This is a genomic window from Cryobacterium sp. AP27 (assembly GCF_056680495.1).
In genome coordinates this window covers 1,409,975-1,434,551 of sequence record NZ_CM155285.1, presented here as the reverse complement: position 1 = coordinate 1,434,551, position 24,577 = coordinate 1,409,975, and the positions used below count along the sequence as shown (strand labels likewise).

The window sequence follows — 24,577 nt, the reverse complement described above, 5'->3', positions numbered from 1 at the left end:
TTGTTTAGCTCTCGCCCCCGGCAGAGCCGGTGGTTCCGGCCGTCACATCGTGCAGCTGATATTTCTCGATAGCCTGGCCGACCACGCTCCGGTCGATCTCACCACGGCGAGCCAGCAGCTCGAGGGCGCGCACCACCATCGACGGGCTGTCGATCTTGAAGAAGCGTCGCGCGGCCGGTCGAGTGTCCGAGAAGCCGAAGCTGTCGGCTCCGAGCGTCGCGAAGTCGCCCGGGACGAACTGCCGGATCTGGTCGGGAACGGCGTGCATGAAGTCGGACACCGCAATGAACGGTCCGCCGGCTTCGGCGAGCTTCGACGTGACGTATGGCGTGCGCTGTTCGGCATCCGGGTTGAGGAAGTTGTGTTCCTCCACGGCCAGGCCGTCGCGGCGCAATTCGTTCCACGACGTGACAGACCAGACATCGGCCGAAACGCCCCAGTCATCGGCGAGGAGCTGTTGTGCCTCGAGTGCCCACGGCACGGCGACTCCCGATGCGAGCAGCTGGGCCTTCGGGCCGGTCGTCGAAGATTCGCTGACACGGTGGATTCCGCGCAGAATGCCCTCGACGTCCACGCCTTCCGGCTCGACCGGCTGCACGGCCGGCTCGTTGTACACCGTGATGTAGTACATGACGTTCGGGTCGGTGTGCTCGCCGCCGTACATGCGCTCGAGGCCGTCGCGAACGATGTGCCCGATCTCGTAGCCGTACGCGGGATCGTAGGACACGACCGCCGGGTTCGTGGAGGCGAGCAGGGGGGAGTGGCCGTCAGCGTGCTGCAGGCCTTCGCCGGTGAGCGTTGTGCGTCCAGCGGTGGCGCCGATGATGAAGCCGCGGGCCATCATGTCGCCGGCGGCCCAGAAAGCGTCCCCGGTGCGCTGGAAGCCGAACATGGAGTAGAAGACGTAGACCGGGATGAGGGGCTCGCCTTGGGTGGAATACGACGTTCCCACGTTGGTGAATGCGGCGGCCGCTCCGGCCTCGTTGATCCCGACGTGAAGGATCTGGCCCTGCGGGCTCTCCTTGTAGGCGAGCAGCTGGGCGTGGTCAACGGACGTGTAGTGCTGGCCGTTGGGGTTGTAGATCTTGGCGTTCGGGAAGAACGCGTCGATGCCGAACGTGCGGGCCTCGTCGGGAATGATCGGAACGATGCGGTTTCCGAAGTCGGGCGACCGCAGCAGTTCCTTGAGCAGGCGCACGAACGACATGGTCGTTGCGATTTCCTGGGTTCCGGAACCCTTCTTGGCGATGGCATACGTCTTATCGTTCGGGAGATTGAGCTTGGTGTGCTTCGTGCGGCGTTCGGGCAGGTAGCCGCCGAGCGCGCGCCGGCGCTCGTGCATGTACTGGATGGCCTCGTCATTCTCGCCGGGCGAGTAGTACGGCGGCAGGTACGGGTTTTCCTCAAGCTGAGCGTCCGTGATCGGCACATGCATGCTGTCGCGGAACGTCTTCAGGTTCTCGAGGGTCATCTTCTTCATCTGGTGGGTCGCGTTGCGGCCCTCGAAGCTCGGACCGAGGCCGTAGCCCTTGATCGTCTTCGCCAGGATGACGGTGGGCTGGCCCTTGTGCTCTGACGCCGCCTTGAACGCGGCGTAGACCTTGCGGTAGTCGTGGCCACCGCGCTTGAGGTTCCAGACCTCGTCATCGGTGTACCCCTCGACCAGCTTCAGGGCTCGCGGGTCGCGGCCGAAGAAGTGCTCGCGCACGTAGGCGCCGCTCTCGGCCTTGTACGTCTGGTAATCGCCGTCGGCGGTGATGTTCATCAGGTTGAGCAGGGCGCCCTCGGTGTCGCGCTTGAGCAGGTCGTCCCACTCGCGGCCCCAGACAACCTTGATGACGTTCCATCCGGCGCCGCGGAAGAAGCTCTCCAGCTCCTGGATGATCTTGCCGTTGCCTCGAACAGGGCCGTCGAGGCGCTGGAGGTTGCAGTTCACGATGAAGTTCAGGTTGTCGAGGCCCTCGTTCGCGGCGACCTGCAGCTGGCCGCGGCTTTCGACCTCGTCCATCTCGCCGTCACCGAGGAACGCCCAGACCTGCTGGTCGCTGGCATCCTTGATGCCACGGTTCGTGAGGTAGCGGTTCGTCTGCGCCTGGTAGATGGCGTTGATCGGGCCGAGGCCCATCGATACGGTCGGGAACTGCCAGAAGTCAGGCATCAACCGGGGGTGCGGGTACGAGGAGATGCCGTTCGGCCCGTGAGACTTCTCCTGCCGGAATCCGTCGAGCTGGTCCGTGCTCAGGCGGCCCTCAAGGTACGCGCGGGCATAGGTGCCGGGGGAGGCGTGGCCCTGGATGAAGATCTGGTCTCCGCCACCCGGGTGGTCCTGGCCGCGGAAGAAGTGGTTGAAGCCGATCTCGTACAGTGCGGCGGACGACGCGTAGGTCGAGATGTGGCCGCCGACGGCGATTCCGGGGCGCTGGGCGCGGTGCACGAGGACCGCAGCGTTCCAGCGGATCCAGGCCCGGTAGCGACGCTCAATGTCTTCGTCGCCCGGAAAATCCGGTTCGTTCTCCGGGGCGATGGTGTTCATGTAGTCGGTTGTGGGGACCATCGGAACGTTGAGGTGAAGTTCTTTCGAGCGCTTCAGCAGGCTGAGCATGATTTCACGGGCGCGCTCGTGGCCATGCGCGGCAACAAGTGAATCCAGCGATTCAGACCACTCCATCGTTTCATCCGGATCGGAATCGGCGTTGTTCGTCGAGTACGGGTCCTGGTCGTTGACCGTCACAGTCGACCTCTCTCTGTTCTTCACACGGCACCGACTACACAGCGCGAATTCGGCCGGGCTGTCGGCAGGTCGTGTCTAATTAGGCGTGCCAGCAGAGGACGGGTCAGATTATGACCATCGGCACCCCGCAAGCCTACAGATTCTCTCCGCGCTCTGTGTGCGAGACACTCGCGGGGTTAGGCTGATGGACTGTTGTAACGCGAACCCTCGCGGCGGAAAGGAAGCGCACTATGGCTCTGGAGAATGACACCCAGGCACCGGACTTCGAATTGGTCAATCAATTCGGTCAGCACGTGCAGCTGAGCCAGTTCCGTGGTTCGAAATCTGTGGCCCTGGTCTTCTTTCCGCTCGCCTTCTCCGGCATTTGCAGCGGCGAGCTTTGCGAACTGCGGGACAACCTCGCGCTCTTCTCCGACAGCGCCGTCGAACTCATCGGAATATCCGTCGATTCGAAGCACGCCCTGCGCGTCTGGGGTGAGCAGGAGGGGTACTCGTTCAATCTGTTGGCCGACTTCTGGCCTCATGGCGGCGTGGCCAAGGAATATGGAGTCTTTCTCGAGGCCAAGGGCTTCGCCAACCGGGCGACCTTCCTTATCGATCAGAGCGGAATCATCCGCGCCAGCTTCATCACGGCGCCCGGGGAAGCGCGTTCCCTGGACGCATACCGGGCTGCCCTCGGCGAGGTTCAGCCCGCCTAGCGGCAAACACGGCGTCCCGGAGCAGGTAGAGTAGAAACATCCTGCTCGTGGGTAACACGCGCCGCAGGGGCCTTTAGCTCAGTTGGTAGAGCGCCACGTTTACACCGTGGATGTCATCGGTTCGAGCCCGGTAGGGCCCACACTATAAATCCCGATCAACGCGGTCGGCCACGTCGGCGAGGCGGGAAGCAGCGCACGGCTCGGCGACGAGCGCGACGAGCGTACGCATCCGCTGCTCGCGCTCCGTGTCGGTCACAGCAGTCATACCGGGGCATGTCCGGCAGGGCGCGGGAATTTCACGACCCAGGCGGCGTGGCGCAACGAATGCGTGGGCCTCGACTAGAGTTACCTGCGGTCCGAATGTAATACCACAACACACCCGGCAGGTAGCGCCGGCAACGTCATGAAATCGTGAGGCGCGATGCCCAGCAGGCACCATGGCGAGTAGGCAGGCGTTCGGACAGGCCGTCGCGGAACTCACCGAGGCCCACGAACGGAAGACCAGTCTGTGTGCGCCGTTCCTGAGCGTCATCTCCGCCGACTGTGCCGTCGTCTCGACGTTCGGCTCTGCATTCGGATCCGAGACCGTGTGCGCGAGCGACCCGCGGGCCGCCCGCTTTGACGAGATGCAGTTCGATCTCGGCGAGGGACCGGGGTGGGCCTCCCTCCGCCTGAGAGCCCCCGTCTCGGTGCATGATCTGCAGTCCCCGGCGGTTGCGGTGTGGCCGGCACTCCTCAAAGCCATGGACACCGACGGCGTGCGCGGCGTCAGCGCGTTCCCGCTCATGCTGGGCACTCTGATGATCGGCGCGGTCGGGTTGTATACGTGGATTCCGGGCACCCTGACCGAGCCCGAGAAGATCGACGCGGGGATGCTCGCAAGTATCGTTGCCCGACAGGTGTTGCGCCGCGCATTGACTGCACAGACACTTAAGGCGGGCGCAGGGGATAATGAGAGCTACTCTCGACGCGTCGTGCACCAGGCGACGGGGATGGTTCTCGCTCAGCTCAACCTGTCAGCGGCGGATGCGCTGCTGATTATTCACGGTCACGCCTTTTCGAACGGTCGTACGGTTCGCGAAGTCGCCGCCGATGTTGTGGCACGGCGGCTGGACCTCTCGTCGATGCTGGATTCGTAAGATTGGAATATCGTGCCTCAGACGCGTGAAGGTCAGCTCCTGGATACCTTCGTCACCCTCGCTGACACCCTGGTTGCCGACTACGACGTCGTCGACCTGTTGTGTACCCTCGTGGACAAGTGCGCTTCGCTGCTCGACGCCGCGGCCGCCGGAATCATCCTCTCGGCCGGAAACGGTGAACTGGAGGTCGTCGCCTCCACGAATGAACGCAGCCGCCTGGTGGAGATTCTGCAGCTCCGGGCCGGCAGCGGTCCCTGTGTGGAGAGTTTCACCACGGGACGTGCCGTCGCCGTGCCGGACATCGACGCGGTCGGCACGAAATGGCCGCAGTTTCGTGCGGGCGCGCTGCAGCAGGGTTTCACCTCGATGCACGCCGTCCCGCTGCGACTGCGCGCCACGACCATTGGCTCGCTCAACCTGTTCTGGGGCCGTACCGGGGGCCTCAGCGAGGCCGACACACAAACCGTGCAGGCCCTCGCGGACGTCGCAACCATCGGTATCCTGCAGGAACGAGCCATTCGGGAGAGCGACGTGGTGCGCCGGCAGCTGCAGCATGCCCTGAATAGCCGGATCCTGGTCGAGCAGGCGAAGGGCGTGCTCGCGTACACGCACAACATCCACATGGGGGATGCTTTTGCCCTGCTCAGAGAGCATGCGAGGAACCACTCCATACCTCTTGCGGATGTCGCCGAACAAATTGTGCAGCGCAAACTGGCGTTGTAGTCCCGCGTGCGCCGCGAAGGCACGACTGCCAATTCTGACAACTCTCTAGGCGGACTTTCGACCGTAGGCGTAGACTGGCACTGCAACCCCAGACCCCGGTAGCGCATCTATTTGTGAGCCAGCTAGGGGACACGATGAAGCAGATCTATTATCCAGGCGGTTCGGTGGTCACGGGGAGCCAGCTGGCGGATGCGCTCATGCTGTACGCCGAGGCCCTCTGCAATCGCCGTCAGGTCGACGTTGTGGATATTCCGGTGCTCGGCTCGCGTGGAGAACTCCTTCGCGCACAGTTTCTGATCGGCGCGGCCACTCAACTTGTGAGCGTCGGCGCCGAACCTCTCTCTCCCGAACTCGTAGAACCGGAAACGCTGGACTTCCTGCACCGCAAGGCCCAACCCGGTGCCATGATTCCCGCCTCCTGGACGAGGGAGGACGTTCCCGCGGCACAGTTCGACGATTTCGACTACTAATCGCGCGGGACGCTCGGGTCGGAGGATTGTTCGGGTGCGTGCGACCGAGCCGCGAACGTTCCGCCACGGTAGGCTGGCGCTGTGCCTTTTTCGCTCGCCGATGTCAATCGAGTCGCCCACGAACTGTGGCCGCTCTCTGGAGCCGAAGCATGGGACGCCCCTGGTCTGGTCACCGGGGATCTGTCCCAGGACATCAGGTCCATCCATCTCGCCGTCGATGCCGTCGCGGACAGCGTCGATGAAGCCATCGCCGCCGGCGCCGACCTGCTTCTCGTTCACCACCCGCTGCTGCTGCGCGGCGTGGTGTCTATCGCTGAGGACCGCTACAAGGGTGCGCTGCTGAGTCGCCTGATCCGTGCGAAGTGCGCGCTGTTGGCCGCTCACACGAACGCCGACATCGTCACCGACGGAGTCTCCGACACATTGGCGACCAAGCTCGGCCTGCGCAACGCTCGGCCCATCGTCCCGGGAGCCACCCCGGAAGTCGGGCTCGGGCGCGTGGGGGAACTGAGCGACCCGGTCAGCCTCGGCCACCTGGCCCGCCGTCTCGGGGATCTTCTCCCGGCAACGGCATCCGGAATTCGAGTGGCCGGCGACTACGGCACCATGGTCACACGCGTGTCGCTGTGCGGGGGAGCGGGAGATTCTCTCCTGCGCGAGTCGGCCGTGCTTGGCTCCGACGTGTACATCACCTCAGACCTCCGTCACCACCCCGCGTCCGAGTCCCGCGAACAGTCACGTCTAACCGGCGACAGGCCGGCCCTCATCGACGTGTCGCACTGGGCGAGCGAATGGCTGTGGCTCGACGGTGCCGCCGAACAGCTGCGCACGGCGCTGCCGGGCACGCAGGTCACGGTGAGTGACGTGCGCACGGACCCCTGGGATTTCGTCATCATGCAGTGATGGTCACCGCACCCGCTATTCTTTTCACCCCACTAACTCCACAGAAGCAAAGGTCAGACACGTGAAGGCAACTCCCCTCCAGCAGAAGGAGCTTCTCCGGCTCCAGGCCCTCGACACGAAGGTGCTCCAGGTCACCCATCAGACGACGGCGCTGCCTCAGCACGCCGAAGTGCGCGGCCTCAAAAGCGAAGCGGATGCCGTCCGGGCGAGGCTGACCACGGAAGGCGGCGCCCTCGACGACGTGCGCACCGAACTCGGTCGGATCGAGTCGGATGTCGCGGTGGTGGAAAAGCGGATCGCGCGCGACACGGACCGCGTGCAGCATACCTCGTCGGTCAAGGATGTGCAGGCGCTCGAAACGGAGTTGACCGCACTACGCAAGCGTCTCTTCGACCTCGAAGAGATCGAGATCGCCGTGATGGAACGCCTCGAGGAACATGAGGCGGCTGTGGCCGTGGTGGTCGCAGAGCGCGACGCCGTGGCCGAGCGCACGGCCGCGGCGGAGGCATCGCGCGACGAACTCCTCGTCGACCTGGAGCGTCAGCTCGGCGAACTCCGTCGTGACCGTCTGACGGTGGCGGGAACGATTGAGGAGGAGCTGGTCGCGCTCTATGAGAAGCGTCGCGTCAGCGGGCGGGGCAACGCAGCGGCGCTGCTGCGGGCGCGCACGTGCAGCGGCTGCACGATGACCCTCACCGGCAGCGACCTGGCCGAGGTTCGGTCCGCCGCCCCCGACGAGGTGATCTTCTGCCCCGATTGCGGTGCGATTCTGGTGCGCACCGAAGAGTCCGGCATCTAGGAGCCCGATAGGGCTGTAGGCTTGGTCTCCGGAATGGGTCGGCAAGACGGTCGCGTCGTTCGTGGGTTTTGGGACGTGTCCCAGAGCCCCTGAACGCCGAGGAACGTCCGGGCTCCAGAGAGCAGGACGGTGGGTAACACCCACCCGGGGCAACCCGCGAGACAGTGCCACAGAAAGTAAACCGCCACCGGGCCCGGCCTTCGGGCTGGACCGGGGGGTAAGGGTGAAACGGTGGTGTAAGAGACCACCAGAGGCCAGGGCGACTTGGTCGGCTAGGTAAACCTCGTCCGGAGCAAGGTCAGACAGAAAGCGCTAAGGCGGCTCGCCGAGCTTTCGGGTAGACCGCTAGAGGGCTGCGGCAACGTAGTCCCAAGATAGATGGCCGTCCACGGTGCTTCGGCGCCGAGACAGAACCCGGCGTAATAGCCGACCCATTCCACACCCCGCCATTGCGCACGGCGCGGCAGCCCCCGGGCGCTCCGGCCCAGGCTGCCTCACCCGGGGGTCAGCGAGGCTGCACGAGATCGGCCCCGATGGTCAACGTCTGCACCCGCGGCGGATGCTCCGGCGTGAGCCGAATCTCCACACGCAAGCGACCCGCACGCCCGGGCACGTGCCACACAAGGTGGGCCGGTGACGTCGACAGTTCGCCGGCGCCGAGACCGGGACCGGAGCCATCTGCCGTCGCCGGTGCGAGGCCCCCGATACGCCCCACGGCCTGCCCCAACGCGGCACGTCTGCGATCCCACGCGTCGTCGAGGGCCACGTTGGGGGAGAATATGTCGGGCGAGGGTTCGTCGGGCCAATCCCTGATCAGCTCGTTCACGCTGCGCTGCGCGGCCCGGGTGGCCGGCAGTACCGTCGTCGGCCTCGCGGCGACACCCGCGTTGAGGCGATCGAAGGCCTGCGTCGTAGCCACGGCCAAACGCGAGTGGGTCGCGTTGCCGAACGCGACGATGCCGTGCCCGCGGGAGACGGACCACCGCATGTGCGCGGAAAAACCGGGATAGCCGCCCGAGTGCGACACGACCGTCCCCGTGTGGGGATACTCCTCAACGAACAGCCCGAAGCCGTAGCCGGTCGGATGCTTCGGGAGGGCGGGAACGAAACGGTACGCCTGCTGCATCTCGCGTCTGCTCGCCCGGGACAGCGGGGCCCCCGGTTCAGCGACACCGTCGGTGTCGTGAGCAGCCGCGAGCCAGGCGGCCCACCGGCTGAGATCGGTGACCGTGCTGAAGAGACCGCCGATGGGGGAGAAGGTGCCCGGCGGGGAGAACGGCAGCGCGTGCCAGTCATCGTCGAGCCAGCGGTTGCCGACAGCGACCCCGCCGGATGCCGGAACGGACGCGTCCCATCCCGTTCCCGTCAGCCCGAGGGGCTCCAGGAGGAGCTCGGTGACCACATCACGGTAGCCGCGGCCGCTCGCCTCTTCGATGACCTGCCCCAGCAGAGCGAATCCGAGGTTGGAGTAGGCAAAGCGTGTCCCCGGGACCGACTCGAAGGTGAGGCCACGTCGAAGCAGCGAATCGAACGCCCCGGCGCTCAGGCCCTCCTGCCGGTCCGCCCACGGATCGTCGGTGGGCAATCCCCCCGACATGGTGAGCAGCATCCGCACGGTCGGCACGGGGGCGTCGCGGCCCGGCAGCGTCACGGCGGCGAATGCCGGCACGAAACGCGTCACCGGCTCGTCAAGGTTCAGCCGCCCGGCGTCACGGAGCGCGAGCACCGCCGCAGCGGTGAAGCTTTTGGTGCAGGACGCGATGCGGTACGCGGTGTCGGCGCCGGGGCGGACTCCGTGCTGGTCACAGCCGACCGCCCCGGTGCGCACAAGCCCGCGTCGATCAAACGTTCCCCAGACCAGGCTGGGTGCGGAACCCCGCGCGTGGTGCTCGGCGAAGACCTCGTCGACCTCGTCGTGCGCCACGGGACCGCCTAGTCCTGGTGCTTCACCGCGAGTGCGGCGGCCCCGAGGATGCCGGCGTTGTTGCGGTGCACGGCCGGGATGATCCGGGTCTTGAGCTGCAACAGCGGCAGGAAGTGTTCGTGGTGCTTGGAGACGCCGCCGCCGACGATGAAAAGATCGGGGGAGAAGAGCATCTCAAGCGTCGAGTAGTACTTCTGCAGTCGTGAAGCCCACTTCTCCCAGCTGAGATCTTCACGTTCCTTCGCGGAGTACGCGGCCTTCGTCTCGTAGTCTTTGCCGTCGATTTGAAGGTGCCCGAGTTCGGTGTTGGGCACGAGCAGACCGTCGTTGAGCAGCGCGGTACCGATCCCGGTGCCGAGGGTGGTGAGCAGAACAACGCCGGGTACGTTGCGGGCCGCGCCGAACTGAGATTCGGCGTAACCGGCAGCATCCGCGTCATTGACGAAATGAATCGGAAGCATGAGCGCCTTTTCAAAGAGCGCCTCGGCGGCCAACCCAATCCACTTGTCGGACACGTTCGCCGCCGACATCGTGTGACCATTCTTGATCACCGCCGGAAAGCACACCCCGACCGGCAGGTCGTCAGTGCCTGTCGACAGTTTTGCCAGCAGGTGCTTCGCGGTGTCGATGATGTCCTGGGGGCGCCCGCCCTTGGGCGTGGGCAGTTTGACCCGGTCGGACAGCAGGGCACCGGTCGTCAGATCGACAATCGCTCCCTTGATGCCGGTTCCGCCGATGTCGATGCCGATGGCCGTCGTTGCGCTCATTGTTAAAACCTACCGGTTAGGGGAGCGTGAGAATCTCGGCGCCGCGCTCGGTCACCACGAGCGTGTGCTCGAACTGAGCCGTGATGCTGCGGTCCCTGGTGAGAACGGTCCAATCGTCACTCCACATGTCCCAATCGGCGGATCCGCCGAGGGTCAGCATCGGTTCGATCGTGAAGACCATCCCCACTTCCATCACGGTGTCGTACTGCGCGGCATCGTAGTGGGGGATGATCAGCCCGGAGTGGAACGCCGTTCCAACGCCGTGGCCGGTGTAATCACGAACGACGCCGTAGTTGAAGCGCTTGGCATAGGACTCGATGGCGCGGCCGATGACGTTCACCCGGCGTCCGGGTGCAACCGCCTTGATTCCCCGATTGAGGGCTTCGCGGGTGCGCTCAACCAGCAGGGTCACATCCTCGCTCGCTTCACCGACAACGAACGTGACGTTGGTGTCGCCGTGTACGCCGTTCTTGAACGCGGTGATATCGATGTTGACGATGTCACCGTTCTCGAGCACCGTGTCGTCAGGGATGCCATGGCAGATGACCTCGTTGACCGAGCTGCACAGGGACTTGGGGTAGCCGCGGTATCCGAGGGTCGAGGGATAAGCGTCGTGCTTGATGATGTACTCGTGCCCGATGACGTCGAGCTCTTCGGTGGTGACCCCGGGGCGGATGGCGTTTCCCACGGCTTCGATGGCGCGGGCCGCGATAAGTCCTGATTCGCGGATGAGCGCGATCTGCTCCGCCTTGTAGACATCCGATCCCGTGAACGGGGTCGGAGCCTTCTTTCCCACGTATTCGGGGCGCGCAATGTGGGAGGGGACGGAGCGCATCGACGACACGTTTCCAGGGACGAGGTGACCGGTTGAATCCTTAGGCATAGGATCAACCTTATGGCCGAAGACACCGAAAACCAGTACTGGTACAACATGCGCACCGGGGCCGTCGAGAAGGGCTTCCAATCAGCCTCCCTCGATCGGGTCGGACCGTTTGCCACCCACGACGAGGCGACACACGCCCTCGAGAAGCTGCGAGCGAACAGCGCGAAGTGGTCAGAGGACGACGCGCGCGACGCCCGCTGACCACGTCGTGGCCGACGGTAGCGGCCCGCGACTGAGGTGGGCCGCTACTCGTAGTTGTGCTCAGGCGCCGGGTAAGCGCCCGAGTTCACGTCGTCGCGAAAGTTGTGCACGGCATCCGTGAGGACCTGCCGCACGTTCGCGTACTGCCGTACGAAGCGGGGCACCCGGCCCTCGGTCATGCCGGCGAAGTCCGTCCAGACGAGCAGCTGGCCGTCCACCGACGGCCCGGCGCCCACGCCGATCGTCGGGATCTCGAGCGCCGCCGTCACCTGGGCCGCCACGGAGCCCGGCACCATTTCCAGGACGACGGCGAACGCGCCGGCGTCCTGCACCGCGAGGGCATCGGCGATCAGGTTTTGCGCGGCCTCGCCACGCCCCTGGATGATGTGGCCGCCGAGGCCGTGTTCGCTCTGCGGTGTAAAACCCACGTGACCCATCACCGGGATGCCGGCGGAAACGATCCGTTTAATCTGCTTGTGACTGCGCGTGCCGCCCTCAAGCTTCACTGCGTGTGCCTGCGCCTCCTTCATGAAGCGCACGGCCGTGGACAGCGCCTGGTCGGCGCCGCTCTCATAGGACCCGAACGGCATGTCTGCGACGACAAGCGCTCGGGTAACGGCCCTGGCCACGGCACGCGTGAGCGGAATGAGCTCGTCCACCGTCACCGGGAGCGTGGTTTCGTAGCCGAACACGTTGTTGCCCGCCGAATCGCCCACGAGCAGAAAATCGATGCCGGCCTGGTCGAAAATCTGGGCGGTGAGCATGTCGTAGCTCGTGAGCCCGGTGATCGGGATGCCTTGACGCTTGGCGTTGTTGAAGTGGCGGGTGCGCACCCTCTTCGGGCCGTCGGGGGCATGGCCGTAGGGGTGCTGTTCGGGGGCGGGCGGTGACGAGTCTGGCGCAGTTGACTTCGGCGCGGTCGATTCTGACATGCCACAAGTGTAGTCAAGCCATCAATCGGGCCGATGAGACAGTACCCTAGTAAGGAACCAGAAGGGGCTGAATGGACAAGCAGCGCGATTTCGTTCTCCGTACCATCGAAGAGCGAGGAATCAAGTTCGTTCGACTGTGGTTTACCGACGTCGTAGGAACCCTGAAATCGGTGGCGATTGCACCCGCCGAGGTTGAGGGCGCCTTCAACGAGGGCCTGGGCTTTGACGGCTCCGCGATCGAAGGCCTCACCCGATCGTTCGAAGCCGATGTCCTCGCGCACCCGGACCCCACCACGTTCCAGATCCTCCCGTGGCGCGGCGAGGTCGACCCCACCGCACGCATGTTCTGCGACATCACGACGCCCGACGGCCAGCCGGCCGTCGCCGATCCGCGCAACGTCCTCAAGCGCACGCTCGCCAAGGCGGCCGATCGCGGCTTCACGTTCTATACGCACCCCGAGATTGAGTTCTACCTGCTCAAGTCCTCGAAGTACGGCAAGAACGGGCCTGTGCCAGCCGATTCCGCCGGATACTTTGACAACGTTCCCGGCGGTACGGCACACGACTTCCGCCGCCGGTCCGTGCGCATGCTCGAAGACCTCGGCATTTCCGTGGAGTTCAGCCACCACGAGGCCGGTCCCGGCCAGAACGAGATCGACCTGCGGTACGCCGACGCGCTGACCACCGCCGACAACATCATGACCTTCCGCACGGTGGTGAAGGAGGTGGCGATCGAGCAGGGCGTCTATGCGACGTTCATGCCCAAGCCCATGTCCGAGCACCCGGGTTCCGGCATGCACACCCACATGTCACTCTTCGAGGGTGACACGAACGCGTTCTACGAGCCCGGCGCCCAGTACCAGCTCTCGAAGATCGGTCGCCAGTTCATCGCCGGGCTGCTCAAGCATGCCCCGGAAATCACGGCCGTCACGAACCAGTTCGTGAACTCGTACAAGCGGTTGTGGGGCGGTGACGAGGCCCCGAGCTTCGTTTGCTGGGGTCACAACAACCGGTCGGCGCTCATCCGCGTTCCGCTCTACAAGCCCAACAAGGGCCAGAGTGCTCGGGTCGAGTACCGCGCGATCGACTCCGCGGCGAACCCCTACCTCGCCTACTCGCTAATGCTCGCTGCCGGGCTCAAGGGCATCGAAGAGGGCTACGAGCTGCCCGCGGAGGCCGAAGACAACGTGTGGAGCCTGAGCGACACCGAGCGTCGCGCGCTCGGCTACACGCAGTTGCCCGCGAGCCTCGACCACGCCATCCAGTTCATGGAAGAGTCCGAACTGGTCGCGGAAACTCTCGGCGAGCAGGTCTTCAACTTCGTTCTGCTCAACAAGCGGAAGGAATGGAAGGACTACCGCTCCCAGGTCACCCCGTTTGAGCTGCGCAAAAACCTCGAAATGCTCTAGGAACCGGGGAACCGGGCGATGACGCGCGAATCGCTGACTCTGACCGAGTTGGCCAGGCTGGGCTTCGTCGACCTCGGTGAGGTGCGACTGCGCCTCACCGAGGTGACCGAGCTCGGCGGCCCGGACGGCCGTGAGCTGCTTCCGCTGCTCTCCCGCGCCGCGGATCCCGATGCGGCCCTCGGCGCGCTCGTCGACCTGCTCCGGCAACGCTCCGCGGAGATCTTCGCCATCCTGTCGGACACGGATGCCGCCCAGCGTCTCATCCGGGTGCTGGGAGCATCCAGCGGCCTCGCCGAATTCTTCCTGCGGCACCCCGACGAGCTCCCGGTACTCGCTGCGCCGTTGATGGCGTTGCCCTCGGTCGACGAGTTGAGTCAGGACCTGTTGGACTCTGTCGGCGCCGTCGACGGTTTTTCGGCCCTCGTCGACGATGCCGCCTGGGCGGCACTGCGAGTGCGCTACCGCCGACGGCTGGCCGCGGTCGCGGCCTTCGATCTCGAGCAGGCGGACCCGGTCGCCGGCGTCGACGGCATCGCCGACGCACTGGCCGACCTGGCGACCGCTGCTCTCGAGGCGGCGCTGGCGGTTGCGCGCAGCATGTCCAGCGGTGAGGTGGCGGGCCGGGGCGTCTTCCCGCGCGAGCAGGTGAGCGCCACGCGGCTTGCCGTGATCGGCATGGGCAAGGCCGGTGCGCGTGAGCTCAACTACGTGAGCGACGTCGACGTCATCTTCGTGGCCGACGGCGATCCGGAGGCCGGCCTCGAATCGACGCGCGCCGTCGAGATCGCCATTCGACTGGCCATCCTCATGATGCGAGGAATGAACGAGACCGCGGTCGAGCCCGAACTGTGGGAGGTCGATCCCAACCTGCGCCCCGAGGGGAAGAGCGGTGCGCTCGTGCGATCGATTGAGTCCCACCTCGCCTACTACGACCGGTGGGCGAAAAGCTGGGAGTTCCAGGCCTTGCTCAAGGCCCGCACCCTGGCCGGTGACCTTGAGTTGGGCGCTCGGTACATCGACGCGGTTTCCCCCAAGGTGTGGAGCAGCGCCAGCCGGGAGAACTTCGTTGACTCCGTGCAGCGGATGCGGGAACGGGTCACCGACAACATTCCCGACGGGGAAGTCGATTTCCAGCTCAAGCTGGGACCGGGCGGCCTCCGCGATATTGAATTCACCGTGCAGCTGCTGCAGCTGGTGCACGGCCAATCCGATCCCGCCGTGCGGCAGAGTGGAACGCTGCCGGCGCTGGCCGCCCTCGCGCACGGGGGGTATGTCGGTCGAGCGGAAGCCGCCGAATTCGCTCAGGACTACCGCACGCTTCGCCTGATGGAGCATCGTCTGCAGTTGGAGAAGCTGCGCCGCACCCATCTGATGCCCCGGGATGAAGCGAACCTCCGCGTGCTTGCTCGGGCGACCGGGCTTGCCACGAGCGCCGCCGGCCTTTCGAGTCTCTGGGGCGACACGAAACAGCGGGTGCGCGGACTGCACGAGCGGCTGTTCTACCGGCCCCTGCTGAGCGCCGTCGCGGCGCTGCCCGCCGAGGGCCTCAACCTCACGAACGCCCAGGCGCAAGCCCGCCTCGCCGCGATCGGCTTTCTCAATCCGCAGGGCGCGCTGGGTCATATTGCGGCGCTGTCCGGTGGCGTGTCGCGTCGCGCGACGATCCAGCGCCACCTGCTCCCCGTGATGCTGCAGTGGTTCTCGCAGGGCGCCGATCCCGACTACGGGCTACTGGCCTTTCGCCGGCTGAGCGACAACCTGGGCTCGACGTACTGGTTCCTGCGTATGCTCCGCGATTCCTCGGGGGCCGCAGAACGCCTCACCCGGGTGCTGTCCGGCTCTCGGTACGTGGGGGAGCTGCTGGAGAAGATCCCGGAAGCGGTCGCGTGGCTGGAGAACGAGGAAGACCTGCGACCTCGGCCGCTGACGGCGCTGCTCGACGAGACGAGAGCGGTACTGGCTCGGCACGAGAGTCCGGATGCCGCCGCCTCCATCCTGCGCACGGCACGACGCCGGGAACTGCTGCGCCTGGCCTTCGGCTCCATGCTGGGCCAGATCTCCATCGACGAACTCGCCGTCGGGCTCACCGACATCACGGCCAATTTCATTCGCGGCGTGATCGCCGCCATCCGCGGTCGAGAACTCAACGAACCCGGCGTCGGCGTGCCCGCCGGGCCGCAGACTCCGGACGGCATCGAGTTCGCCGTGATCGCGATGGGACGTTTCGGCGGCTCCGAACTCGGCTTCGGCTCCGACGCCGACGTGATGTACGTCTTCCGCAACGGCGCGCTCGAGGGCGAACCGGCCCACGAGCGCGCGCGCTTCATCGTCAAAGAACTGAACCGCCTCACCGACGATGACCGTCTGCCCCTGGACCTCGATACCGGCCTGCGTCCGGAAGGCAGCAACGGCGCCATTGTGCGGTCCCTCGACTCCTACGCGGCCTACTACGGCCGCTGGTCGCTCACCTGGGAAGCGCAGGCGCTGCTGCGAGGCCGCGGAGTGGCCGGCGACCTCACGCTGCAGAGCGACTTTGAACGACTCGCGGACTCCGTGCGCTATCCGGCCGCGATCGCCGACAAGGAGGTTCGCGAGATCAAACGGATCAAGGCCCGCGTCGAAAACGAGCGTCTGCCCCAGGCCGCCGACCCGAAACGGCACCTCAAACTGGGTCGCGGTTCCCTGAGCGATGTGGAGTGGTTCGTGCAGCTCCTCCAGCTGGAGAATGCGGCCACGGTCCCGGGGCTGCGGACCACGTCGACCCTCGTCGCACTGACGGCGGCGGTCGACGCGGGCCTGGTGAGCAGAGCGGACGCCGAGACGTTGCGAATCGCGTGGCTCTTCGCCTCGCGTGCCCGATCGGCGATCACGCTGTGGACAAACAAGACCGCCGATGTGCTTCCGGTCGACCGTGCCCAGCTCGAGGGCATCGCGCGAATTCTGGAATATCCCCCAGGTTCGGCAACGGAGTTGGAAGATGACTACCTGTCGGTGACCAGACGCTCCCGGTCCGTCTTTGAACGGCTCTTCTACGGCCCTGCGGAGCGCTCAGGCGCCAACGACGGCTGAGGCCTCTGCGCCCCGCGGGATCTTTAGGGAACCCGCCCGTGGGCATTGGGCACGAAAGAAGGACCGCACCCGTTGGGTGCGGTCCTTCGTGTCAGCCGAGGGGCTTAGACGCCGTAGTACAGTTCGAACTCGAACGGGTGCGGGCGCTGGGCGAGCGGCTTGATCTCGTTCTCACGCTTGTACTCGATCCAGGTCTCAATGAGCTCCGGCGTGAACACGTTTCCGGCCAATAGGAAGTCGTGGTCGGCTTCGAGGGCCTGCAGGGCGTGCTCGAGGGACGCGGGAACCTGAGGAATGTTCTTGGCTTCCTCAGGGGGCAGCTCGTAGAGGTCCTTGTCGACGGGCTCGTGCGGCTCGATGCGGTTCTTGATTCCGTCCAGGCCGGCCATGAGCTGCGCGGCGAAGGCGAGGTACGGGTTGCCGGAGGCGTCCGGTGCACGGAACTCCAGGCGCTTCGCCTTCGGGTTGGTGCCCGTGATCGGGATACGGATGGATGCCGAGCGGTTACCGGCGGAGTAAACCAGGTTGACCGGAGCTTCAAAACCCGGAACCAGGCGGTGATAGGAGTTCACGGTGGGGTTGGTGAAGGCGAGCACGGCGGGGGCGTGCTTGAGCAGGCCTCCGATGTACCAGCGAGCCACATCGGAGAGCCCGCCGTAGCCGGCCTCGTCGTAGAAAAGCGGCTTGCCTTCGGCCCAGAGGGACTGGTGCGTGTGCATGCCGGAGCCATTGTCGCCGAAGAGCGGCTTGGGCATGAACGTGGCCGTCTTGCCCCAGTCGTGTGCCGTGTTCTTGACGATGTACTTGAACTTCAACAGATCGTCGGCGGCGTGCACCATCGTGTCGAACTTGTAGTTGATCTCACCCTGACCGCCGGTGCCGACCTCGTGGTGGCTGCGTTCCAGGATGAGGCCCGCGTCCATGAGCTTGAGGCAGATATCGTCACGCATGTCGGCGTGCTGGTCGACGGGGCTGACCGGGAAGTAGCCTCCCTTGAACGGAGTCTTGTTGGCGAGGTTTCCGCCCTCTTCCTTCTTGCCCGAGTTCCAGGCGCCTTCGCTTGAATCCACGGAGTAATAGCTCGTGTGCTGGTTCACTTCGTAGCGCACGTCATCGAAGATGTAGAACTCGGCTTCGGAGCCGAAGAAGGCGGTGTCGCCGATGCCGGTCGAGGCGAGGTACTTCTCGGCCTTCTTGGCAACCTGGCGCGGGTCCTTGGAGTAGATTTCCCCGTTGCGCGGGTTGTAGATGTCGAACAGCATGATGAGCGTGCGCTCGGTACGGAAGGCGTCGATGTATGCGGTGGAGACATCGGGGATGAGCTGCATGTCGGACTCGTGGATCGACGCGAAACCGCGGATCGACGAACCATCAAACATTTGGCCGACGGTGAAGAAGTCTTCATCAACGGTCGAGGCCGGGATGTTGAAGTGCTGCTGCACACCGGGCAGGTCGGTGAAACGGATGTCAAGGAACTTGACGTCGGTGTCCTTGATGTACTTGAGCACTTCTGACGAATCGCGGAACATACGGGTTTACTCCAAACGAAGTGGGCGTGGATCACACAGTGCTGCACACTGCGATTCCCTTGAGATTAGCGTCGGGGCGTTACCTGAGGGTGACGCTTATGTTTCACACATGTTACAGGCGGGCACGCTCGATAGACTCATCGAGTGCCCGCATCTGACTCGCAAACCCGACCCTCCGGCCCTCCCGCCCCGAGCATGTGGCCCGGCGAACGCCTGGGTCTGCCTCGCACCGGTCGCGGCTCGATTGCTCGACCCGGCAGGCGACTGGCGGGCGTTGCCATCGACTGGTCGATCGCCGTTGGGGTTTCACTGATCTTCTTCGACTACAACGCCGTTGCCAATTCGGTGATTTTCGTTCTTCTGCAACTGATCTTCATTCCCACGATCGGCGGCAGCATCGGCCACCGCCTCGTCGGGATGCGCGTGGTTCCGGTGCAGGGCGGATGGATCGGCCCCTGGCGCGGAATCGTGCGCGCTGTCCTTCTGGGAATTGTGTTCCCCGCCCTGGTCTGGGACTCAGACCAACGAGGCTTCCACGACAAGGTGGCCGGAACGGTACTGATCCGCGCGTAGCGCACACGGCGTGCCAGAACGAGAAAAGGAACGGGCACCTGATTGCATCAGGTGCCCGTTCCTTTTCTCGTTCTGGCGTGAGCCTAGCCGCGCTGGGGCCGAGCCTTCATGGGGTCGACGCCCTTGGGGATGGGGAGCTTCGTGGTCATCGACGACAGGCGGTTGTTGACCGCGAGCACTTCAGCCTTGGTGAGTGTCGGCTTAATGCGGGTGAGGCGACGCGCGAGCTTGTGCAGCGGCACGGCATCGGCGTCAGGGCCGACAGCGATGACTGTGACCGTGACGTTGCCGCCGACCTTCGCGACGCGGCGACGCTCGTCGTCGACCATGCGCTGGGTGCGCGTCTTGGGTCCCTCGCTGATGAGCACGACCCCTCCGCGTCCCACCGCACGATAAACGGCATCCTGCGTCTTGCCGTTGACCGCGACAGGCATTTCGCTTCCGACCCAGCCACGTTTGAGCGAACTTCGGAGGACAGCGCCAACGGCACCGGGCTGCCCCTCGATCTGGGAGTACGCCGCCTTTTCGGCGCGACGCCCCAGAACGACGAGCATCACCAGCACTCCCGCGAGCACCCCGGAGACGGCCCAGAGAATGATTGTCAGCACGTTACCGGGCGACAGGATCAGCGCCAGGGCGACGCTGATCAGAACCGGAACCAGGAAGCCCAGAATCATGATCCAGACAATATTGGAGTCGTAACGCCGAGTCATCTGGAACACTTGCCACATTTGTTTGATGCGGCCGGTCTTCTTGGGGGGTTTTGGAGTCTTGTCCTTGCTGCGTGCCATGAACCAAGACTACCCAGTCACCAGAATGTTTCGTGACCGATCTTGGAGCTAAACGGCCTGGGCGAAACCGAGCTGGGCATCCGCGAGCGCGCGCAGTTCCTCGGGGACCTCACGCCCGGTCGCTTGCATCGACTGTGCCCACAGGCGTCCGGCGCGGTAGGAGGAACGCACCAGGGGGCCGGACAGCACGCCGATGAACCCGATCGCCTCCGCTTCCTGCCTCAGCTCCACGAATTCCTCGGGGCGAACCCAGCGTGCCACCGGCAGGTGGCGGGCACTCGGCCGCAGGTACTGGGTGATGGTGATGATGTCCGTTCCGGCGTCGTAGAGGTCCTGCAGGGCTTGCGTGACCTCGGCGCGTTCCTCGCCCATGCCCAGAATGAGGTTCGATTTGGTGATCATTCCGGCGGCCCTGCCCTGCGTGAGTACGTCGAGGGACCGGTCATACCGGAAGGCCGGACGGATGCGTTTGAAAATGCGCGGGACGGTCTCGACATTGTGTGCGAAAACCTCGGGTTTGGCGTCAAAGACCTGGCCGAGATGGTCTGGATTGCCGGAGAAGTCGGGCACGAGTATCTCGACGCCGGTGCCCGGGCTCTGCTCATGAATCTGCCGAATGGTCTCGGCGTAGAGCCAGGCTCCCTCGTCGGGCAGATCGTCACGCGCGACCCCGGTGACCGTGGCGTAGCGCAGGTTCATCGTCACCACGGATTCGCCGACGCGACGCGGTTCGTCCGTGTCGTAGTCGGCGGGCTTGCCCGTATCGATCTGGCAAAAGTCGCATCGGCGGGTGCACTGTGAACCGCCGATGAGGAAGGTGGCTTCGCGATCCTCCCAGCATTCGAAGATGTTCGGGCAGCCGGCCTCCTGGCACACCGTGTGCAGCCCCTCACTCTTGACGAGGTTCTGCAGTTTGCGATACTCGGGGCCCATCTTCGCGACTGTTTTGATCCACTCGGGCTTGCGCTCAATGGGGGTCTCGGCGTTGCGAATTTCGAGTCGAAGGAGCTTGCGCCCCTCGGGTGTGGCGCTCATGCTGAAACCTTCACTGTGTTGGGGAGCCCGGAATACTGCAGGCCGGACTGGAGAAAATTGGCGGTAACGGAAGCGATGACGTCTTTCGGTTCGACGGCACGCCCCAGCACGACGGACATGGTCGTGACGCCGGCGTCCTTGATGCCGCACGCGATGATGTGTGTGTAGGGTTCGAGGGAATTGCTGCAGTTCAGGGCGAAACCGTGCATGGTGACCCCGTTGGAGACGCGGATGCCGATGGCTGCGATCTTCTCCTCCCGGCCGGGAGGACCGACCCAGACCCCGGAGCGACCGTCGACCCGTACTCCGGTGATCTCGAAGTCGGCGAGAACGCCGATCAGGATCTCTTCGAGCTGCCGCACGTAGCCGACGACGTCGACAGGTTCCGCGAGGGTGAGAATCGGGTAACCGACCAGTTGGCCGGGGCCGTGCCAGGTGATCTTGCCGCCGCGATCGACGTCGATGACCGGCGTATCGTCCACCGGCCGTTCTTCGGGCAAGGTGCGTTTACCCGCCGTGTACACGGCGGGGTGCTCAAGGAGCAGGACGGTGTCCGTTTTCTCTCCGGAAGCGACGGAACGGTGGACTGCGCGTTGGAGCTCAAGGCCCTCAACATACGGCACGGAGTTGGCGCTTAGCCCCGCGACGACAAAGTCGAGCATGGGAGGAAGTCTAACCCAGCGTGCGAGGGCGCGATCCCTCCACAGCCCGTCGCGGCGTGTGGTGCGCACCCTGCGGTGGCGCATCGGTGCGAGTGAGCGGATGAGGGGGGAATCTGGTGTGGTGGAACACCGAAGGAGGAGGGCTGCCGTGATGAGAGCGCGAGGTCGATCGCGGCGAACGGCCGCTGCTTCTGCCGCGGAAGGGTCGCGCCTGGTGCCGTCGGTTCCAATGCACGATGACGCGGATCTTGCCGGCTACCGGGTTGTTCGCCGACTCGCCGCGGGGGACCATTCCGATGTCTATCTCGGATACTCCGCGACACCGGGAATGGTGCCCGTCGCCCTCAAAGTATTCAGACCCGACGCCGACGCCGACTCCATAGAGCATCAGATTCGGGTGCTCTGCCAGAGTCCGGAGAACCACATGGTCAGGCTCATCGACGTGGCGACGTTGTCGGACGAACGCGTCTGCCTGGTGCAGGAGCGGCTCGACGGGCGCACGCTCGCCCGACTGCTGACGGACCGCGGAACCATCGCAACCGGCGAAGCCGTGACGCTACTCGCCCCGGTTGTTGCGGCCCTGGCCGCCCTGCATGATTCGGGCCTGCGCCACGGGGCAATCGGACCGGCCGCGATCCTCCTGCACCCGTCCGGGCGTCCCGTGCTCGGCGGGCTGAGCGCTGTGCGTGACCTGCCCGACGTCCCCACCGCGCGGCTCCGCGTTCTCCGCGACGACTACGCCGGGGTCGCCGGCCTGCTGCGGGACGTGTTCGCTCATCTGGACGCCGGTGCGGAGGCGGGCGGCAGCACGCGGGAGGCCGGGCTACTCGTCGACAGGTTCGAAGCCCGAATCGCCCTCACTCCCTTCCGACCCGGCCTGGCCGAGCTCGAACGGGACCTGTTTGGTTGGGCAACAGCGACCCCCGTGCGGCTCGGCGCTCCCGAAGCCGCCGACGCTCCACGCGCCACGGTCACGCCGGCCCGCGTACCGGTTGTCGTCGGGGGCGTGCCCGGCACCCACCGAACGGGGCGACATCGGGTCACCGCACCGGAACGTGTACGGGCCAACCTCAGGCAGCGCCATCGGGCGGGCGGCGGTGCAACCGACGCTTACACCTCCGGCGAGCTGTTCCCGGACGGTGCCGGGTCTGCCGGGCGGGAGGCATTCCTCGGCCTGCCGAGGGATGCGATCGCGCTCGTTCGTGGCCTGAGCGGTTCGGCCTGGAAGTTGCTGGACGGCCATCCGGTTGAGCGGCTGCGGGCGCGCATAAGTGCCGCCCTTCGCGTGCGGCGGCGTCCGGTGCTCGTCGCGGTTCTCGTGGGCCTGTCGGCGGTGGTACTGGCGCTGACCCTGCTTCCGCCCGGCGGCCTGTCCAGTCGGGGGCAGGAGGACCCGATCCCCGGTGCCCCCGCGATGGCTTCGCCACCGGCCACGGCGGCTTCGGGCGCCCCGACAGGGGCCGCAAACCCGGCAGCATCGGACGACACGACGAACGGGGAGTCGGCCGAACGCACGGGAGACGACCCGGTGCTCGCCCTTCCCGCGTTACTGCAGGCCAGGGCGGACTGCCTCGCCCAGGCTTCCGTCATTTGCTTGGATGCCGTCGACCAGTCCGGTTCTGCGGCGATGGCCGCCGACAGCTACGCGGTGCGGATGCGCCAGGAGGGCGGGGCGCCCACGATCGAACCCGACTACACGGCGCTGACGGCGTCACTCGTGGAGCGCACCGGCGATGTGGCCCTCCTGGAGCTTACGGGAAACAGCAAACCGGCCTCGGTCCTTGTGGTCAAGGGCGAGGCCGGTTGGCTGTTACGCGAGATATTTACGTACTAGGCGGTGTCGAACCCAGGCCGTGTCGAACTCACATGCCGAGGTTGCCCTCAAACGCGCCGGCTTCAAGACGGGCCTTCATCGTGGTGAGGAAGAGCGCCGCATTGGCGCCGTCAATGATGCGGTGGTCGTAGGACAGTGCAAGGTACACACTCGAGCGGATCGCAATGGAATCCAGTCCGTCGTTGGTGACAACGAGCGGCTTCTTGTAGACGATTCCGGTGCCGAGGATGGCGCTCTGCGGCATGAAGACGACCGGGGTGTCGAAGAGGGCGCCACGTGAACCGGTGTTGGTCAACGTGAACGTTCCACCGGACAGCTCGTCGGGCTTGAGCTTGTTGTCGCGGGTACGCGTCGCGAGGTCGGCGATCTGAGCGGCGAAGCCGGCCAGATCGAGGTCTCCCGCGTTGCGTACGACGGGCGTCAGCAGCCCACGTTCCGTGTCAACGGCAATGCTCATGTTCTCCTGCGCCGGGTACACGATGGTGTCCCCGTCGATCGTCGCGTTGACGATCGGTACGGCCTGGAGGGCCTCGGCCGCGGCCAGGGCGAAGAACGGCAGGAACGACAGCTTGTTGCCGGTCTTGGCGTGGAAATCGACCTTGACACGGTCACGAAGCATGGCGACGCGAGTCACGTCCACCTCGATCACGGTCGTGAGCTGAGCGGACGTCTGCATCGAGACGACGGCGCGCTCGGCAATGACCTTGCGCAGTCGCGACATCGGCTGCGTGGTTCCGCGCAGCGGGGACACCTCGACGACGGGAGCGGCCGAGGACGAAGCGACGGCCGAGGAGGCCGCGGCGATGTCCTGCTTGCGGATGCGTCCGCCGACACCGGTGCCACTGATCGTGGACAGGTCAACGCCGGCCTCGTTCGCGAGCTTGCGCACGATCGGAGTGACGTATCCGCTGGTTCCGGCGTGCGAGCCACGAGCCGTGGGAGCGGCAACGGGCGGCGCCACGGCAGCCGGTGCTGCAGCGGGTGCTGCTGCGGGTGCGGGTGCTGCTGCGGGTGCAGGTGCCGCGGCGGGTGCTGCTGCTGCTGCGGGTGCTGCTGCGGCAGGTGCCGCTTCTGGCTCGGGTGCGGCTTCGGGCTCGGGTGCTGTTTCGGGCTCCGGTGCCGCTTCGGGCTCGGGTGCGGCTTCTGGCTCCGGTGCTGCTTCGGGCTCCGGCTCGGCAGCGGCCGGCTCGGGGGCAGCTTCAGCAACCGGGGCTTCCTCGGCCGGTGCCGCCGCGGATCCGTCGCCGATCTTGACGAGCGCGGTGCCCACCTCGACGGTTTCGTCTTCCTGAACCAGAATTTCTTCGATCACGCCGGCAATGGGCGACGGAATTTCCGTGTCCACTTTGTCGGTCGATACCTCGAGCAGTGGCTCGTCGACCTCCACGCGGTCGCCCACGTTCTTGAGCCAGCGGGTGACCGTTCCCTCTGTAACACTCTCACCGAGTGCCGGGAGGCTGACGGATTCGCTCATGCGCATGTCTCCTTCAAAACCATTTGATTAT

General features: G+C 65.4%; 22 protein-coding genes, 1 tRNA gene and 1 other RNA gene. 13 read left to right on the top strand and 11 right to left on the bottom strand.

Going from position 1 to position 24,577, the window contains the following annotated elements; genetic code table 11:
• Positions 1-4 precede the first annotated feature (4 nt).
• Positions 5-2,731, bottom strand: a complete 2,727-nt coding sequence (gene aceE, locus AC1MB9_RS06755) for a pyruvate dehydrogenase (acetyl-transferring), homodimeric type (protein ID WP_479964263.1) — start codon at positions 2,729-2,731, stop codon at positions 5-7.
• A gap of 230 nt (positions 2,732-2,961) precedes the next feature.
• Between aceE and AC1MB9_RS06750 the strand changes: the two genes are divergently transcribed.
• Both AC1MB9_RS06750 and AC1MB9_RS06745 read left to right on the top strand, forming a co-directional pair.
• On the top strand, positions 2,962-3,429 hold the full coding sequence (locus AC1MB9_RS06750; protein WP_479964262.1) for a peroxiredoxin: 468 nt from the start codon (positions 2,962-2,964) through the stop codon (positions 3,427-3,429).
• 67 nt (positions 3,430-3,496) lie between these two features.
• Positions 3,497-3,569 (top strand) — tRNA-Val (locus AC1MB9_RS06745).
• A 2-nt stretch (positions 3,570-3,571) separates the two neighbouring features.
• On the opposite strand, the gene AC1MB9_RS06740 is transcribed toward AC1MB9_RS06745, so the two are convergent.
• Positions 3,572-3,694: a hypothetical protein gene (locus AC1MB9_RS06740; protein ID WP_479964261.1), complete on the bottom strand. Its 123-nt coding sequence runs from the start codon at positions 3,692-3,694 to the stop codon at positions 3,572-3,574.
• A 172-nt stretch (positions 3,695-3,866) separates the two neighbouring features.
• Between AC1MB9_RS06740 and AC1MB9_RS06735 the strand changes: the two genes are divergently transcribed.
• The 6 genes from AC1MB9_RS06735 to rnpB all read left to right on the top strand — a co-directional run bounded on the left by AC1MB9_RS06735 (position 3,867) and on the right by rnpB (position 7,901).
• A complete protein-coding gene (locus AC1MB9_RS06735) occupies positions 3,867-4,568 on the top strand; it encodes an ANTAR domain-containing protein (protein ID WP_479964260.1) in 702 nt (233 codons plus the stop codon).
• Positions 4,569-4,580: 12 nt separating this feature from the next.
• The gene (locus tag AC1MB9_RS06730; RefSeq protein WP_479964259.1) at positions 4,581-5,291 is read left to right on the top strand and encodes a GAF and ANTAR domain-containing protein; all 711 of its coding nucleotides are present in this window, start codon (positions 4,581-4,583) and stop codon (positions 5,289-5,291) included.
• A 134-nt stretch (positions 5,292-5,425) separates the two neighbouring features.
• Positions 5,426-5,761: a hypothetical protein gene (locus AC1MB9_RS06725; protein ID WP_479964258.1), complete on the top strand. Its 336-nt coding sequence runs from the start codon at positions 5,426-5,428 to the stop codon at positions 5,759-5,761.
• A gap of 81 nt (positions 5,762-5,842) precedes the next feature.
• Positions 5,843-6,664 (top strand): Nif3-like dinuclear metal center hexameric protein, encoded by an 822-nt coding sequence (locus AC1MB9_RS06720; protein WP_479964257.1) that lies wholly within the window; start codon positions 5,843-5,845, stop codon positions 6,662-6,664.
• A 61-nt stretch (positions 6,665-6,725) separates the two neighbouring features.
• Positions 6,726-7,463, top strand: coding sequence for a zinc ribbon domain-containing protein (locus AC1MB9_RS06715; RefSeq protein ID WP_479964256.1), 738 nt, complete (start codon positions 6,726-6,728; stop codon positions 7,461-7,463).
• Positions 7,464-7,497: 34 nt separating this feature from the next.
• An RNA gene (gene rnpB, locus AC1MB9_RS06710) (RNase P RNA component class A) lies at positions 7,498-7,901 on the top strand.
• A 67-nt stretch (positions 7,902-7,968) separates the two neighbouring features.
• On the opposite strand, the gene AC1MB9_RS06705 is transcribed toward rnpB, so the two are convergent.
• The 3 genes from AC1MB9_RS06705 to map are packed head-to-tail and all read right to left on the bottom strand — an operon-like array spanning position 7,969 to position 11,037.
• Entirely contained in the window at positions 7,969-9,387 is a 1,419-nt protein-coding gene (locus AC1MB9_RS06705; protein WP_479964255.1) for a serine hydrolase domain-containing protein, read from the bottom strand.
• 8 nt (positions 9,388-9,395) lie between these two features.
• Positions 9,396-10,154 (bottom strand): polyphosphate--glucose phosphotransferase, encoded by a 759-nt coding sequence (gene ppgK, locus AC1MB9_RS06700; protein WP_479964254.1) that lies wholly within the window; start codon positions 10,152-10,154, stop codon positions 9,396-9,398.
• A gap of 16 nt (positions 10,155-10,170) precedes the next feature.
• Positions 10,171-11,037: a type I methionyl aminopeptidase gene (map, locus tag AC1MB9_RS06695; protein WP_479964253.1), complete on the bottom strand. Its 867-nt coding sequence runs from the start codon at positions 11,035-11,037 to the stop codon at positions 10,171-10,173.
• 12 nt (positions 11,038-11,049) lie between these two features.
• Between map and AC1MB9_RS06690 the strand changes: the two genes are divergently transcribed.
• Positions 11,050-11,238, top strand: coding sequence for an SPOR domain-containing protein (locus AC1MB9_RS06690; protein ID WP_479964252.1), 189 nt, complete (start codon positions 11,050-11,052; stop codon positions 11,236-11,238).
• Positions 11,239-11,282: 44 nt separating this feature from the next.
• On the opposite strand, the gene panB is transcribed toward AC1MB9_RS06690, so the two are convergent.
• Positions 11,283-12,170, bottom strand: coding sequence for a 3-methyl-2-oxobutanoate hydroxymethyltransferase (gene panB / locus AC1MB9_RS06685; RefSeq protein ID WP_479964251.1), 888 nt, complete (start codon positions 12,168-12,170; stop codon positions 11,283-11,285).
• Positions 12,171-12,241: 71 nt separating this feature from the next.
• On the opposite strand from panB, the gene AC1MB9_RS06680 reads away from it, so the two are divergent.
• Positions 12,242-13,579, top strand: coding sequence for a glutamine synthetase family protein (locus AC1MB9_RS06680; protein ID WP_479964250.1), 1,338 nt, complete (start codon positions 12,242-12,244; stop codon positions 13,577-13,579).
• A gap of 18 nt (positions 13,580-13,597) precedes the next feature.
• Positions 13,598-16,648, top strand: coding sequence for a bifunctional [glutamine synthetase] adenylyltransferase/[glutamine synthetase]-adenylyl-L-tyrosine phosphorylase (locus AC1MB9_RS06675; RefSeq protein WP_479964249.1), 3,051 nt, complete (start codon positions 13,598-13,600; stop codon positions 16,646-16,648).
• 104 nt (positions 16,649-16,752) lie between these two features.
• On the opposite strand, the gene glnA is transcribed toward AC1MB9_RS06675, so the two are convergent.
• Positions 16,753-18,177, bottom strand: coding sequence for a type I glutamate--ammonia ligase (gene glnA / locus AC1MB9_RS06670; protein WP_479964248.1), 1,425 nt, complete (start codon positions 18,175-18,177; stop codon positions 16,753-16,755).
• A gap of 195 nt (positions 18,178-18,372) precedes the next feature.
• Here glnA and AC1MB9_RS06665 point away from each other — a divergent pair, with 195 nt between their 5' ends.
• On the top strand, positions 18,373-18,750 hold the full coding sequence (locus tag AC1MB9_RS06665; RefSeq protein WP_479964593.1) for an RDD family protein: 378 nt from the start codon (positions 18,373-18,375) through the stop codon (positions 18,748-18,750).
• A gap of 83 nt (positions 18,751-18,833) precedes the next feature.
• On the opposite strand, the gene AC1MB9_RS06660 is transcribed toward AC1MB9_RS06665, so the two are convergent.
• The 3 genes from AC1MB9_RS06660 to lipB are packed head-to-tail and all read right to left on the bottom strand — an operon-like array spanning position 18,834 to position 21,238.
• Positions 18,834-19,541, bottom strand: coding sequence for a DUF4191 domain-containing protein (locus AC1MB9_RS06660; protein ID WP_479964247.1), 708 nt, complete (start codon positions 19,539-19,541; stop codon positions 18,834-18,836).
• Positions 19,542-19,589: 48 nt separating this feature from the next.
• Positions 19,590-20,576, bottom strand: coding sequence for a lipoyl synthase (lipA, locus tag AC1MB9_RS06655; protein WP_479964246.1), 987 nt, complete (start codon positions 20,574-20,576; stop codon positions 19,590-19,592).
• A complete protein-coding gene (gene lipB / locus AC1MB9_RS06650) occupies positions 20,573-21,238 on the bottom strand; it encodes a lipoyl(octanoyl) transferase LipB (RefSeq protein ID WP_479964245.1) in 666 nt (221 codons plus the stop codon). Before lipB ends, lipA begins: the two co-directional genes overlap by 4 nt.
• A 214-nt stretch (positions 21,239-21,452) precedes the next feature.
• On the opposite strand from lipB, the gene AC1MB9_RS06645 reads away from it, so the two are divergent.
• Positions 21,453-23,072, top strand: coding sequence for a protein kinase domain-containing protein (locus AC1MB9_RS06645; protein ID WP_479964244.1), 1,620 nt, complete (start codon positions 21,453-21,455; stop codon positions 23,070-23,072).
• Between the two features lie 28 nt (positions 23,073-23,100).
• Here the strand turns inward: AC1MB9_RS06645 and sucB are convergent, their stop codons facing one another.
• A complete protein-coding gene (sucB, locus tag AC1MB9_RS06640; RefSeq protein WP_479964243.1) occupies positions 23,101-24,546 on the bottom strand; it encodes a 2-oxoglutarate dehydrogenase, E2 component, dihydrolipoamide succinyltransferase in 1,446 nt (481 codons plus the stop codon).
• Positions 24,547-24,577 lie beyond the last annotated feature (31 nt).